12 protein-coding genes are annotated in these 13,289 nt (G+C 73.2%); 5 read left to right on the top strand and 7 right to left on the bottom strand.

Annotation, left to right across the window (positions count from 1 at the left end; translation table 11 throughout):
• Window positions 1-32: 32 nt before the first annotated feature.
• Window positions 33-980, bottom strand: a complete 948-nt coding sequence (locus ABD419_RS12715; protein ID WP_344486872.1) for an SDR family NAD(P)-dependent oxidoreductase — start codon at window positions 978-980, stop codon at window positions 33-35.
• A gap of 262 nt (window positions 981-1,242) precedes the next feature.
• Between ABD419_RS12715 and ABD419_RS12720 the strand changes: the two genes are divergently transcribed.
• From ABD419_RS12720 to ABD419_RS12730, 3 genes are all read left to right on the top strand, one after another.
• Window positions 1,243-2,103 carry an SHOCT domain-containing protein gene (locus ABD419_RS12720; protein WP_344486875.1) on the top strand — a complete coding sequence of 287 codons (861 nt, stop codon included), beginning with the start codon at window positions 1,243-1,245 and terminating at the stop codon, window positions 2,101-2,103.
• Window positions 2,100-2,627, top strand: coding sequence for an HAD domain-containing protein (locus ABD419_RS12725; RefSeq protein WP_344486878.1), 528 nt, complete (start codon window positions 2,100-2,102; stop codon window positions 2,625-2,627). Before ABD419_RS12720 ends, ABD419_RS12725 begins: the two co-directional genes overlap by 4 nt.
• A 171-nt stretch (window positions 2,628-2,798) precedes the next feature.
• On the top strand, window positions 2,799-3,251 hold the full coding sequence (locus ABD419_RS12730) for a hypothetical protein (RefSeq protein WP_344486881.1): 453 nt from the start codon (window positions 2,799-2,801) through the stop codon (window positions 3,249-3,251).
• 97 nt (window positions 3,252-3,348) lie between these two features.
• Here ABD419_RS12730 and ABD419_RS12735 read toward each other — a convergent pair whose 3' ends face one another.
• The 5 genes from ABD419_RS12735 to macS all read right to left on the bottom strand — a co-directional run bounded on the left by ABD419_RS12735 (window position 3,349) and on the right by macS (window position 8,447).
• Complete coding sequence (locus ABD419_RS12735) at window positions 3,349-3,765, bottom strand: hypothetical protein (RefSeq protein WP_344486884.1); 417 nt, start codon at window positions 3,763-3,765, stop codon at window positions 3,349-3,351.
• A 217-nt stretch (window positions 3,766-3,982) separates the two neighbouring features.
• Window positions 3,983-4,792, bottom strand: a complete 810-nt coding sequence (locus ABD419_RS12740) for a DUF6999 family protein (RefSeq protein ID WP_344486887.1) — start codon at window positions 4,790-4,792, stop codon at window positions 3,983-3,985.
• The gene (locus ABD419_RS12745) at window positions 4,785-6,620 is read right to left on the bottom strand and encodes a 3-oxoacyl-[acyl-carrier-protein] synthase III C-terminal domain-containing protein (protein ID WP_344486890.1); all 1,836 of its coding nucleotides are present in this window, start codon (window positions 6,618-6,620) and stop codon (window positions 4,785-4,787) included. Before ABD419_RS12745 ends, ABD419_RS12740 begins: the two co-directional genes overlap by 8 nt.
• A 71-nt stretch (window positions 6,621-6,691) precedes the next feature.
• Entirely contained in the window at window positions 6,692-7,345 is a 654-nt protein-coding gene (locus ABD419_RS12750) for a response regulator transcription factor (protein WP_425556034.1), read from the bottom strand.
• Entirely contained in the window at window positions 7,305-8,447 is a 1,143-nt protein-coding gene (gene macS, locus ABD419_RS12755) for a MacS family sensor histidine kinase (protein WP_344486896.1), read from the bottom strand. The genes ABD419_RS12750 and macS overlap by 41 nt, the downstream gene beginning before the upstream one ends.
• A gap of 89 nt (window positions 8,448-8,536) precedes the next feature.
• On the opposite strand from macS, the gene ABD419_RS12760 reads away from it, so the two are divergent.
• Window positions 8,537-11,080 carry an Hsp70 family protein gene (locus tag ABD419_RS12760; protein ID WP_344486899.1) on the top strand — a complete coding sequence of 848 codons (2,544 nt, stop codon included), beginning with the start codon at window positions 8,537-8,539 and terminating at the stop codon, window positions 11,078-11,080.
• Window positions 11,081-11,119: 39 nt separating this feature from the next.
• Here the strand turns inward: ABD419_RS12760 and ABD419_RS12765 are convergent, their stop codons facing one another.
• A complete protein-coding gene (locus ABD419_RS12765; RefSeq protein WP_344486902.1) occupies window positions 11,120-12,778 on the bottom strand; it encodes a glycoside hydrolase family 13 protein in 1,659 nt (552 codons plus the stop codon).
• Window positions 12,779-12,904: 126 nt separating this feature from the next.
• Here ABD419_RS12765 and ABD419_RS12770 point away from each other — a divergent pair.
• Window positions 12,905-13,289, top strand: a 385-nt coding sequence (locus ABD419_RS12770; protein WP_486327374.1) for a helix-turn-helix domain-containing protein, incomplete at its 3' end; no start/stop codon positions are given.

Here is a 13,289-nt window from a genome sequence, read left to right on the forward strand (position 1 = left end):
CGGCCGTACGAAACTATCGCGCCCGGCCGACGTCAGGCCCGGAAGCCGTCGACACCGGTGAGTGCCGCGGAGAGGTCCCACAGGCGCGCGGCCTGCTCGGGGTCGACCGCGTGCGCCGCGACGCCGGGGCCGTCCCCGGTCACCGCTGCGACCTCGCAGTCCTCGAGGTACACCCCGCCCATGCCCTCGAGCCGCGGCGAGAACGCCGCCCACGTCTGGGTGGCCGCGCCCTGCTCCGTGGTCTTGAACCAGTCCGCGACGGCGTTCCCGTCCGCGTCGACCCAGCCCATGACCACCTGCTCCTCGCGGGGGATGTGCCGCTGGAGCGGGGTGAGGATGCCGCCGGGGTGCAGCGCGAACGCCCGCACGCCCCGGTCCCGCCCGAGCGCGTCCAGGTGCACGGCGAACAGCACGTTCGCGGTCTTGGACTGCCCGTACGCCTCCCACCGGTCGTAGCCCCGCTCGAAGTGCGGGTCGTCCCAGCGGATCGGCGAGATCCGGTGGCCGCCCGAGGACACCGCGACCACGCGCGCGCCCTCGTTCAGCAAGGGCGCCAAGCGGTTCACCAGCGCGAAGTGCCCGAGGTGGTTGACGGCGAACTGGAGCTCCCAACCCGGGCCGACACGGGTCTCGGGACTGGCCATGACCCCGGCGGAGTCGATGACGGCGTCGAAGCGCGCCCCCTCGTCCAGGCGGCGGCCGGCGAACGCCTCGACGCTGCCGAGGTCGGCCAGGTCGAGCTCGTCGGTCGCCACCCCCGCGATCCCCGCCAGGGCCTCCGCGGCGACCTTCGGCCGCCGCGCCGGGACCACGACGTGCGCGCCCGCGGCCGCGACCGCACGGGTCGTCTCCAGGCCGATCCCGGAGTACCCGCCGGTGACGAGGACGCGCTTGCCGGTCAGGTCGATGCCGTCGAGGACTTCGGCCGCGGTGGTGGTCGCGCCGAATCCGGAGCCGATTGCTTGCTGCGGTGTGCTCATCGACCGAGCGTAGGACCTAGAGTGCACTCGAAGTCAAATCCCGGTTCCGGCGGTCCGCACACCGGGCGGGCTCCCGGCGCGGCGGCCGAGGCCCACACCCCGGACGCCACACGGCCAGATCGCAGTGCCCCGACCTCGGCAAGGCCCGGCCGTCGAGCGGACACCGAGCACGCGACGAGAACGCGTCCCGAGGACGGCCCGCCGCTCCACCGCTCACGCGATGAGGTGGCCGCGGCGGGCGTGCGGGCTCCATACTGGTCCCGTGCCCTCGACCCCGCATCCAGACGCGAAGCGCCGGAACCCGGCCGCCGCGCTCCTCCGCCTCCTGCTCATCGCCGCCCTCGCGGCCGCCGCCTGGTGGCTCATCGCGACCGGCGTGCGCGTCGGCCACACCGTCGTATGGGAGTGCTGGGGCGGCGAGTGCTCCACGAACGACTGGCGGGCGCTGCTCCCGGTCGCCGGGATCATCTGCAACGTCGTCCTCCTGATCATGCTCGCCGCGCTGGCCCGCGCCTTCGGCTTCGGACTCGCCGCCCTGGTCGGCCTGCTGGCGGCGCTCAGCGGCTGGAGCGCGGCGGTCACCGAGGACGGCCTCGACCCGGCCGCCGTCGCCACCGAGTCCCGGATCGTCGGCGCCCTCGCCGGCGTGGCCGCCGTGATCGCCCTGCTCGGCCTCCTCGCCGAGCTGAAGACCACCGGCTACGGCGCGCGCCTCCTGGGCGCGAAGCGCGTACCCGCCGAGCTTGCCGACTACCGGTCGGCCGACGCCCCGATCGGAGGATTCTCCGCCGAGACCGCCGCCGCGAGCGGCTTCGGCACCGCCGAACTCCGCTTCACCGACAACGGCCGCCGCCACGCCGTCCGGATCCGCGTCAACAGGAAGTGGGTCGGCAACCCGGTCTACGCCGTCTTCCGCGAGACCCGCCCCGAACGCGCCCGCATCGCCCTCCCCTGGATCAGGTCCTTCACCGCCCCCGACGACGCCGACACCCCCTCACCCCCGACCCCCGCCCCCGCCGACTCCTTCGTCGCCGAACTCGAACGCCTCGCCGCCCTCCGCGCCGCCGGCCACCTCACCCAAGAAGAACTCGAAGCGGCGAAACGCCGCCTCCTCGACCAATGACCCCGCCCCGCCGCACGAGTGCCCGCAGGCGACACCGCGGCACAGGACCGCTGCTGTTCCTCGACGTGGACGGGACCTTGATCCCGTTCGGACAATCCGAGCACCAAGTACCCCTCGACTCCACTTCAGACTCCTATCTGTCGAGGCTCGACCCGCAGATCGGGACTCGGCTCACAGCGCTGCCCTTTCAACTGGTCTGGGCTACCACCTGGGAGGACGACGCGAACACGGTGGTCGCGCCTCGGCTCGGACTCCCGCTGCTGCCAGTGGTGCGGTGGCCTGAGCCCACGCCGGCAGACGAACTCGAAGACCAGTGGTTCAACCTGCACTGGAAGACCCGCACGCTGGTCGCATGGGCGGCCGGGCGCCCGTTCGTCTGGGTCGACGACGAGATCACTGAAGCCGACGAGGACTGGGTCGAAAAACATCACCCCGGCCGCGCCCTCCTCCATCGCGTCGAGCCCGCTCAAGGAATCACCTACGCCGACCTGAACACCATCGACACATGGATAAGGGCAACGTAACCGGCACCGGCCAGTCCCCATGACAGGGTCGGCCTGCGGGTTCCCCGGGCCGCCAGTCCAGCGGTTCGCGGCGTGGTCAAGCGCCGACCTAACGCCGATCGACATGCCACGTTTCCCGTTCTCGCTGCCTTATGTTGTAGCTTCTGCCGTGGCTGGCGGTAGCTTCGGGTGATGGAATCTGAGCAGGCGAGCGTGTGTGCCCTGCACGGGCGCGGGATCGCGCCGCAGCGATTGATCGGTCGTCGCCTGGTGAAGATCACCGCCTCATGGTTTTGGTATGAAGGCGTGCAGACCACAGCGCCCCTGGAGGTGTGGCTGACTGATGAGTGCCAGCAGTCGATACGGATCACCACCGGTTCGGACTGGTGCCTGATCTTCGAGGCTTCCGAGCCCCATGAAGGCTGCGACACGGGTGAATTTGGTCGTGTCGAGGTGCGTGAGGGTGGCGATGCGACGCCGTTCGCCGGCCACATCGGGGAGCGCATCCTCGCTACCCGGGAGGGCTTTGAACCGTTTACCGGGCGCATATCGCTCGACTTGACCTTTCCGACCGGTGGAGTGCGCTGTGACAGCTGGGCGGGTGACCTGCGTCTGCAGCATGCTCCACAAGTTCCTTCAGCTTGAGATCGTTGTTCAGCAGGTGCGCTTCGGGTGACAACGCAGCAGGCGGCGGTGCGTCACGTGTCATGTGTGACATACCACCGCCTGCGGGCTGGGTCGGTCAGAGGGAGCCCTTCCAGTCCCGGCGGGCGGGGGCGGGTTCGGGGACGTTGGCGGCGAGGGCGGTGACGCAGCCTGAGATGAGGAGGAGCAGGCCGACGGCGGCGACGAGGTCGCCGCCGTAGAGCATCATGGCCCCGGTGAAGCCGCCGAAGGCCCAGGCCATACGGGTCTCGTGGGTGCGCCAGGCGAAGAACAGCGCGCACCAGAGGACCAGGAGGGGGATCAGGGCCAGGGAGAGGCCGTAGGTGCCGGCGTCCGCGTCGACGGCGTCGAGGTCCGAGAGCCCCCAGTAGTTCACCGTCCCGTCGCCGGCACGGGCCCACGGGAGGAACATCGATCCGGCGACGAGCATGGAACCGCCGAGGGCGGCCAGGCCGCCGGCGCGGGAGTACGGGGTCGAGGGAGTGCGCTCCATCATCCACCTCCGGTTGCGATGCGCTGCTTCCCTCAAGCGGACCACCGCGACTGACCTGCGTCAACACCCTTGACGGGTTCTTGACGCGGACGGCGCGCCGGCGTCTAGGCGGCCGCCGTCCTCGGTATCGACCCAGTTCGATGCGCCCGGGCGGAGTCGCATCCACCGCCGTGAATGCGGCCCGCCCGAGCGCCTCACCCGTCCGGTGACGCGGGCGTCAGGCGCGCGCCGCCAGCCGCCGCAGGTGCTCGTGGGCGTACTCGCAGATCACGGCATGGCGGTACACCGCGTGCGGCACGTCCGCGTTGGAGTCGACCCGCACCGACAGGTCCCCGTTGCACCACCGCAGGAACGTCGGATCGCCGGTGATCTCGGCGAGGATCGCGAGGATCGAGTCGTCGAAGCGCATGGAGTGGACGGCACGGCGGTACTCCTCGGGCGTCAGGCACGCGGCGAACGGCAGGTTCATGAGGCACAGGGCGGTCTGGATGTCGAGCCGCATGAGCCGGCGCCGCCCCGGCTCGGCGTCGAGGGCGGGGACGTCGAGGCCGGAGTAGTCCGGGTCGGTCCGGCGCGAGACGGGCCCGAGGCCGGCGAGTACGACGTAGACGTTGATGTCGTGCTCGATGACGGCCGCGTTCCCCAGCCCGGCGAGGTCGGTGGGGCGCAGCGCGACCGGTGCGATCGCGGTGTCGGTGTTGCGGACGATGAAGTTGAGCAGGTTCGTCTCGATCACGAAGTGCCGGATGAGGAGCTCGACCGCGAGCGGGGACACGAAGCGGCGCAGGAACCAGATGCAGAGCCGGTCCATGAGCCGGTGCGCGGTCCAGCGCACCGGCGTGATCCGCTTGAGCACCAGAATGACCAGCGCCAGGACCCGCGAGACCGGCCGCGCGAGCGGGTACAGCCAGGTGCGGGTCCAGCGGCGCTGGTCGGCGGCGATCTTGCGGGCCGTCTCGGGGTCGAGGGCCAGGGACGGGTCCCCGACCACGGCGTCCCACAGGGGCGGCCCCGCGAGGTCAGACATTGTCGAGCTCTTCGAGCTGGAGCGCGTACAGGCGCGCGACCACCTTCGCGGTGGAGACGATCGCGTCGGCCGCGGCGGCGTCGATCCGCGGGGACGCGAGGATCGCCTGGAGCTTCGCGAAGTGGTCGTCGTCCGCGTCGCCGTGGTACGCCAGGAAGCTCACCTGGTCGTCGCGCAGGCCCAGCTGCTCCTTGAACTGCGCGGCCCACTCGGAGGCCTTCCCGGTGCCCAGGCCCTCGATGACGAACATCGCGCCCAGCAGTCCGATCGGGTCCGGCTGGCTCGCGGTGTGGAACATGTACGCCGACAGCGCCTCGGACCCGATGTTCTTGCGGCCCGCGCGGATCGCCTCGATCGAGCCGCCGCACGCGGCGTAGTCGCGCTCGATCATCATGAAGTCGCGGTGCTCCTCGCCGGCGTGGCCGATGGCGGCGCTGCGCAGGTCGAAGAGGTCGACGGAGAAGTTCGAGGCGGCCCGGGAGATCCACCGCGCGCCGTCGGCGACCTGCTGGCGCAGGTTGAACAGCAGCCGCAGGTAGTCGTCCAGTGTGGACTCGCCGTCGGCGAGGCGGCGCATGACCGGGACGTGTCCGAGCCGCCGCTCGAAGTCCTCCCACACCGCGTCGAGCCGCGCGAACACGTTCCCGTCGGAGGTCGGAACCGGCTCGTGTGCCGGGACGGCCGCCCGTTCCGGCACCTGCACCGAGACCGATTGCGCCGCTTCGGGTGCGACGCACGTCAGGTGCGCGAACCCGAACGTGAACCGGCCCGACTCGGGCACCGCGAGGAGCACGGTCTGGCCCGGCTCGAACCGGCCGGTGCGCCAGCACTCCTCCAGCGCGATGAAGATCGACGCCGCACCGGTGTTCCCGCGCGTCTCCAGGTTCGAGAACCACCGGCCGGTGTCGATCTGCGCGCCGGTGGACGCGAGCTGGTCGAAGACGAGGTCGCGGAACGCGTTCGTCGAGTAGTGGCACAGCACGTGGTCGAGCCGCTTGAGGTCGATGAGGCCGCGCTGCGCGAGCGACGCGAACTCCTTCAGCCCCGCCTCGGCGAGCGCCCCGAGCGCGGAGGTGTCCTGGCGCAGCAGCATCATCCCGGCCTGCTCGGCCGCGGCCGCGCTGCCCATGTCCTGCCAGGTCCGCCCGGCGGCGGGGGAGGAGCCGTCGGTCCCGGCCCGCATGCACACCCCGTGCTCGTGCGCGAGCGAGACGGTGCGGACCCAGTCGACCCGCAGCGACGGCCGGTCCGGGCGCGGCCGCGCCTCCACCAGCACCGACCCGGCCCCGTCGGAGAGCATCCACCGCAGGAAGTGCGCGTCGGTGTCGTTGGCGCCGTTGAACCTCGACGCCCGCAGCCACCGGGACGCCAGCTCGCTGCCGACCACCGCCGCCCGCTCCCGGTCGCCCAGGCGGACCTTCGCGACGGCCGCGTCCAGGGCCGCGAGGCTCGACGCGCACACCCCGGCCGCGGACAGCAGCTGCATCGGTCCGCCGCCGATGCGCCCGTGGACCATCGACGCGAACCCGGGCACCAGCAGGTCCCCCTGGGTGGTCGCGGTCGCGAGCATGTCGAGGTCGGCCGGGTCCAGGCCCCGGTCGTCGAGCATCGACCGGAGCGCGGCCGCGGCGAGCTCCTCGTTCAGCTCCGTGGTGCGCCCGCGCTCGTCGAGTGCGTAGTGGCGCTTGGCGATCCCGTTGGCGGCGAGGATGCGCCGGCGCAGCCGGTCCCCGCGCTCGTCGACGCCGCCGAGGCGCGCGGCGATCTCGTCGTTCCCGACCGGGTCCCCGGGGAGGTACGCTCCGGCGGCGGTGATGAAGGCGTTCATGCCACCATTGAGCCGCATCCGGGCCGGTCCGCGCATCGGCCGGATCGCTCAATTCCAGGGGGCGAAAGTACTCAGTCCCCGTCGATGCCCTGCTCGATCGCGTACCGCACCAGCTGCGTCCGGTTGTGCAGCTGGAGCTTCGCGAGGATGTGCTGCACGTGGTTCTGCACCGTCCGCGGCGACAGCGTCAACCGCGCCGCGATCTCCTTGTACCCCAGCCCCTTCGCCACCAGCCTGAGCACCTCGGTCTCCCGGTCCGACAGCGCCGGGCGCTCCTCGGGCTCGGGCGCGTTCGCCAGCCGCCGGTACTCGCCGAGGACCAGGCCCGCCAGGCCCGGCGTGAACACCGCGTCCCCGGCCGCCACCCGCTCGACCGCGTCCGCGAGCTCCGCGGGCGACGCCGACTTCACCAGGTACCCGCGCGCGCCGGCCTTGATGGCCTCCAGCACGTCCGAGGACTCGCCGCTCGCCGAGAGCACCAGCACCGCCGTCGGGCAGTCCTCGCCCAGGCCCTGCAGCACCTGCACCCCCGACAGGCCCGGCAGCTGGAGGTCGAGGATCGCCACGTCCGGCCGCAGCGACCGGACGCCCTCCAGCGCCGCCCGGCCGTCCCCGAACACGGCCAGCACCTCGTGCCCGGCCCCCGTCAGGTCCCGGGCGATGGCCTCCCTCCAGATCGGATGGTCATCGACCACGACGAGCGTCGCCACCGGCACCTCCCGAATCCGCCTCGACACGCGGCACCCGCATCTCCACCTCCGTGCCCTCCCCGGGCGCCGAGACGATCTCGGCACTCCCGCCCAGCTCCCTGATCCGGCCCCGGATCGACTGCGCCACACCCAGGCGCCCGTCCGCGGCCGCCGCCGCGAGCCGCTCGGGCGCGAACCCCGGCCCGTCGTCGCGCACGCTCACCTGGACCGCGTCCCCCTCGTCCTCCACGAGCAGCCACACCCGCGTCGACGCCGGGCAGTGCTCCCGCACATTGTCGACCGCGCTCGCCACCGCCGCCGCGAACTGCCGCGCGGTCTCGGCCGGCAGCAGCACCGGCGTCGCCGGGGCGGCCACCGTGCAGTCGGGGCCCTCGTGCCGCCCGACGAGCTCGCGCAGGTCCCGCTGCCCGTCCAGCGGCCGCCGGTACGACGCGGACCGGATGAGCGCCCGCAGCGCCTCCTCCTGGCGCCCCGCGAGCCGCCCCAGTTCGGCCGCCTCGCCGCCGATCTCGGCGCCGCGCCGCTGCACCAGCGCCAGCACCTGGAGCACCGAGTCGTGGATGTCGCGGGCCAGCCGCTCGCGCTCGCGCGCGGCCGCGTTCCGCTCGGCGGCCTCGCGCATCCGCTGCTCGGCCACCACCCCCAGCCGCACCAGGTGCCCGGCCGCGAACCCGGTGAGCACCACCAGCACCGCCTCGTTCACCGTGCTGGAGTGGACGCCGCCGCGGAACACCATCCCCGCGGCCGCCACCACCGCGCCCGCGACGGCCCCCGACCGTCGGCCCCAGGCCGCTGCCCACGCCAGCACCGCCCCGGCCATCCACGGCCCCACCGAGACCGGCACCTCGCCGCCCGCCCGCTCCAGCACCCACGAGGACGCCGCCACCGCCCCCACGGTCACCGCCAGGTCCGCGTACAGCGCCTTCGGCTCGTACCCGCGCCGCCGGTACCACTCCGTCGCGAGCCACGTCCAGCCCAGCAGCACCACGACCAGCACCGCCGCCCACGCCGGGCGCAGCAGCGAGTCGAACGCGAACGCGCCCAGCAGCAGCGGGTAGCCCAGCGCGACGAACCGGAACACCGTGTTCGCCCGCCGCAGCTGCACCTGAATACCCACCGAGGAATTCTCGCAGCCGTCGCGCGCCACCCGTGTCCACAGGGTTCCCTAGCGGCCTCGTACTGGCTTTCGGTCATTACAGTGGCCGTATGTCCTTTTCCAGCCCCCGGCCCGCGACCATCAGCATCGACTTCGGCACCTCGCACACGGTCGCGACCATCCGGCGCGCCGACGGACGCGTGCACCAGCAGCTGTTCGACGGCTCCCCGCAGCTGCCCAGCGCGGTGTTCATGAACGACGAGGGCGGCCCGGTCGTCGGCGCCGACGCCGTCCACTCCGGACGCCGCCGGCCCGACCGCTTCGAACCGAACCCGAAGCGCCGCATCGACGACGAGTCGGTCCTGCTGGGCGAGACCGAGATCCCGGTGACCAGCGTCATCGCCGCCGTCCTGTCCCGCGTCGCCCGCGAGTGCGAGCACACCCTCGGCGCGCTCGGCCCGGTCACCGTCACCGTGCCCGCCGCCTGGGGCCCGACCCGCCGCCACGTCGTCGCCGACGCCGCGACCGCCGCCGGCCTCGGCGCGGTCGACCTCGTCGCCGAACCCGTCGCCGCCGCCTCCTACTTCGTGGAGACCCTCGGCGCCGACGTCGCGCCCGGCTCCGGCGTCGTCGTCTACGACCTCGGCGGCGGCACCTTCGACGCGACCGTGCTGCGCCGCAGCACGAACGGGTTCGACGTGCTCGCCGTCGACGGCGCCGGCGACCTCGGCGGCCTCGACTTCGACCAGGCCATCGCCCAGCACGTCGCCGCCAGCGTGCAGCCCGACGACGAGCGCTGGGCCCGCCTCACCGGCCCCGCCGAGCCCGCCGACCTGCGCCACCGCAACGCGTTCATGGAAGAGATCCGCCAGGCCAAGGAGCGCCTGTCCCGCTCGGCGACCACCGACCTCACCATCCCGCTCCTCGACGTCGACGCCCACCTCACCCGCGACGAGGTCGAGCAGGTCTGCGCGCCGCTCGTGGCCCGCACCATCCGCGTCACCCAGGGCGTCGTCCGCGAGTCCGGCCTCGCCGCCGAGCAGATCGCCGGCCTCTTCCTCGTCGGCGCCGCCTCCCGCATGCCGCTGGTCGCCACCCAGCTCCACCGCGAGCTCGGCATCGCCCCCGCCGCCATCGAGCAGCCCGAACTCGCCGTCTCCGAAGGCGGCCTCCTCGCCCAGCACACCGTCAGCACCCCGATCGCGGTCCCCAGCCCGGCCCTGCCCCCGCAGACCGCCCCATCCCCGCCGCCGCACCAGTCGGCCCCGCCCCACCAGTCCGCGCCTCCGGCCGCCGTGCCCGCGCCCGACTCGAACCAGACGATGCAGCTCCCGCCGCCCGCACCGCACCCGGCCCCGCACCAGACGCCGCAGCCCCACCCCGGTTACCCGGTCCCGGTCACCCAGCCCGCCATGGCCGCTCCGCAGGGCCCGCCGCCCGGCTACCCGCAGCAGCCCGGATACGGCGCGCCCCAACCGAACCGCACGCCCTGGATCAAGTCCAAGCAGGGCCTGACCACGGTCGGAGCGGCCGCCGCGGCCGTCGTCCTCGCGCTGGCGGTCGTCATCGGCCTCCAGTTCCTGCGCCCCGACGACGACACGGACGACACCGCGGGCGGCTCGGAGCCCCAGTCGGAGAACTCCACCGGTGAGGACAACGGCTCCTCCACGAACGGCGGCGACGACGAGGGCAACGCCGAGGCCGGCGGCTCCAGCGGCGTCGTCCCGATCGCCGACGCGGTCCAGGGCGACCTCGTCGCCGACATCGCACAGGCCCACACCGGCGCGGTCACCGCCGTGCGCAACGGGTTCATCGGCGACAAGCCCGTCGCCGTCTCCGCGGGCGAGGACGCCATCGTCCGCATCTGGGACCTCGCCACCGGCGAGAAGATCGACGAGTACCGCGGGCACCAGGGCTCGGTCGACCACCTCTCGGTGTTCGAGTACGACGGGCAGTGGATCGCGTTCAGCCGCGACGGCATGACCGAGGCCGTCTGGCCCCTCGCCGACCCCGGGACGCCGATCAACACGCGCGAGGCGAGCTACGACACGGTCTACTGGGTCGGCCTGTGGGACGGCGTGCCCGCCTACCTCACCGACTACGAAGTGCGCCAGCTCTACACGGGTGCCGAGATCGGCAGTGTCTCGACCGCGTACGCGGACTACTCCGGCATGGCCACCGTCGGCGGCGTGCTGCGCCACGTCGGCACCTACGAGAACCGGGTGTTCGTGGCCGACCTCGCCACCGGCGAGTCGGTCGGCGCCACGTTCGACCAGTTGAACTACGAGGTCGTCGCCTTCGGCGCGGGCACCGCCGCGGGCAGGGACCTCGGCGTCACGGTCACCGCCGAGGGCTCGGTCCAGGCCTGGGACCTCGCCGCGGGCGAGCCGTACGGCCCCGCCGGTCAGGAGCTGTACCAGCAGGTCACCGCGGTCGGCGTGTCCGAGATCGACGGCGCGGCCGTCGCTGTCATGCACGGCAGCCAGGGGCTCAGCATGTTCGATCTGGCCACCGGCCAGCAGATCGGCGAGCCCTTCGCCCCGCACGGGAGCGAGGACCTCATCCAGACGGCCACGTTCGCCGAGGTCGAGGGCACCAAGGTCGCCGTCACCGGCTCCGCCACCGGCGCCGTCCAGGTCTGGGCCCTGCAGTAGCGCGAAGGCGCGGCGGGGGAGACCCCGCCGCGCCCGCCGCTACGCGCTGCGCAGCCAGACCGTCGTCTCGCCCGGCAGCTCGCCCTCGCCGAGCGGACCGCTCGCCAGGAGCACCTCGCCCTCCGGCAGCGGCACCGCCGCGGCGCCGAAGTTCGCCACCGCCTCCCAGCCGCCGGCCCGCCGCACGTGGAGCACCTCGCCCGAGGCGTTCGGCACCCACTCGAGCGACTCGTCGGCCTGGAGCTCGCGCCGCAGCGCCAGGGCGTCCCGGTACAGCGACAGCGTCGAGGCCGCGTCCCCGGACTCGGCCTCCGCGGAGACCTTCCCGAACCAGTCGGGCTGCGGCAGGTGCGCCGGCCCGGCGCCGAACCCGAACGACGGGCCCTCCACCGTCCACGGCAGCGGCACGCGGCAGCCGTCGCGGCCCACGTCCACGCCAGGGCTGCGGAAGAACGTCGGGTCCTGCCGGGCCTCGTCGGGGATGGTCGCGACCTCGCCGAGCCCCAGCTCCTCGCCCTGGTACAGGTACGCGCACCCGGGCAGCGCGAGCATGAGCAGCGTCGCCGCCCGCGCCCGGCGCAGGCCCTGCGCGGCGTCCAGCACCGGGTCCGTGCCGCGCGAGAGCAGCCACGCCCGGTTGTGCTTGCGCGGCTCGTCCCCGTTCGGCGGCAGGCCGTACCGGGTCGCGTGGCGCACCACGTCGTGGTTGGAGAACACCCATGTCGTCGACGAACCGGACGCGGCCGCCTGCGCGAGGTTCTCGGTGATGATGCGCCGGAACGCCCCCGCGTCGAAGTCGGCCTCGAGCAGGTCGAAGTTGAACGCCTGCCCCAGGCCCGCGGCGCTGGCGTACCGGGCCCGGCGCGCGGGCGGGTTCACCCACGCCTCGGCGACGGCGATGCGCGGCGGGTCGTACTCGTCGAACACCCCGCGCCAGGCGGCGTAGATCTCGTGAACCTCGTCGCGGTCCCACAGCAGGTGCGTGCCGGTCGCGGTGTCCATCGCGGCCAGCTCGGCCTGCGAGGGCAGGTCGGCGGGGAGGTCCTTGGCGAGGGCGTGGGCGACGTCGACGCGGAAGCCGTCGACGCCCCGGTCCGACCAGAAGCGCAGCGTCCGCAGGAAGTCGGCGCGCACCTCCTCGCTGCGCCAGTTGAAGTCAGGCTGCTCGGGCGCGAACAGGTGCAGGTACCACTGGCCGTCGCCGACGGCCGTCCAGGCCGGGCCGCCGAACATCGAGACCCAGTCGGCGGGCGGCAGCTCGCCGTGCTCGCCGAGGCCGTCGCGGAAGACGTACCGGTCGCGCTCGGGCGAGCCCTTCGGCGCGGCGAGCGCGGCCTGGAACCACTCGTGGCGGTTCGAGGAGTGGTTGGGGACGATGTCGACGATGAGCTTGATGCCGGCCGCGTGCAGGGCGGCGATCATCGCGTCGAAGTCGTCGAGGGTGCCCAGGCGCGGGTCGACGTTCCGGTAGTCGTCCACGTCGTAGCCGCCGTCGGCGAGCGCCGACGGGTAGAACGGGCTCAGCCACACCGCGTCGACGCCGAGGCGCGCGAGGTAGTCGACCCGGGAGGTGATACCGGGGAGGTCGCCGACGCCGTCGCCGTTCGCGTCGGCGAAGCTGCGCGGGTAGATCTGGTAGACGGTGGCCTGGCGCCACCAGTCGGCCGCGGTGGTCGATGCCGAGATCGGAGCAGCCATCTTGGGTGCCTTTCACGGTGGTGGGCCGCGCCGGGGCGCGGCCGGAATGATTCTATGATTAAATCTAATTCCAAAATCAAATCACTCCAGTCATACTGAACCAGTGAAGGCGAGGTGTCAAGAGGCGTGACGGAACCCGAAGACCGGACCCACCCCCAGCGGCGGGCCAACGCGGCGGCGGTCCTGGACCGCGCGTGGGAGGCCGAGGCGTTCACCGCCAGCGACGTGATCGCCGCCACCGGCCTCACCCGCTCCACCGTGATCGCCCTCTGCGACGAGCTCGTCGAGCGCGGCTGGTTCGCCGAGCTCCCCAACGCCCGCGCCGCGGGCGAGGAGTACCGCAAAGGCCGCCCCGCCCGCCGCTACGAGCTGCGCGCCGACGCGGGCGTCGTCCTCGGCGTCGACGCCGGCCAGCACGGCGTCACCGCCACCGTCGCCGACCTCCGCGGCCGCGAGCTCGCCCGCGCCCGCACCGCCACCGACGCCGACGGCCGCGACCCCGCGGCCCGCC

The organism is Glycomyces endophyticus, from assembly GCF_039531525.1.
GTDB lineage: Bacteria > Actinomycetota > Actinomycetes > Mycobacteriales > Micromonosporaceae > Glycomyces > Glycomyces endophyticus.

Excerpts from the sequence above, each read along its gene's own strand:
- ABD419_RS12715 (WP_344486872.1), bottom strand. The coding sequence starts at position 980 with ATGAGCACACCGCAGCAAGCAATCGGCTCCGGATTCGGCGCGACCACC.
- ABD419_RS12725 (WP_344486878.1), top strand. The coding sequence starts at position 2,100 with ATGACCCCGCCCCGCCGCACGAGTGCCCGCAGGCGACACCGCGGCACA.
- ABD419_RS12730 (WP_344486881.1), top strand. The coding sequence starts at position 2,799 with ATGGAATCTGAGCAGGCGAGCGTGTGTGCCCTGCACGGGCGCGGGATC.
- ABD419_RS12735 (WP_344486884.1), bottom strand. The coding sequence starts at position 3,765 with ATGGAGCGCACTCCCTCGACCCCGTACTCCCGCGCCGGCGGCCTGGCC.
- ABD419_RS12740 (WP_344486887.1), bottom strand. The coding sequence starts at position 4,792 with ATGTCTGACCTCGCGGGGCCGCCCCTGTGGGACGCCGTGGTCGGGGAC.
- ABD419_RS12745 (WP_344486890.1), bottom strand. The coding sequence starts at position 6,620 with ATGAACGCCTTCATCACCGCCGCCGGAGCGTACCTCCCCGGGGACCCG.
- ABD419_RS12760 (WP_344486899.1), top strand. The coding sequence starts at position 8,537 with ATGTCCTTTTCCAGCCCCCGGCCCGCGACCATCAGCATCGACTTCGGC.
- ABD419_RS12765 (WP_344486902.1), bottom strand. The coding sequence starts at position 12,778 with ATGGCTGCTCCGATCTCGGCATCGACCACCGCGGCCGACTGGTGGCGC.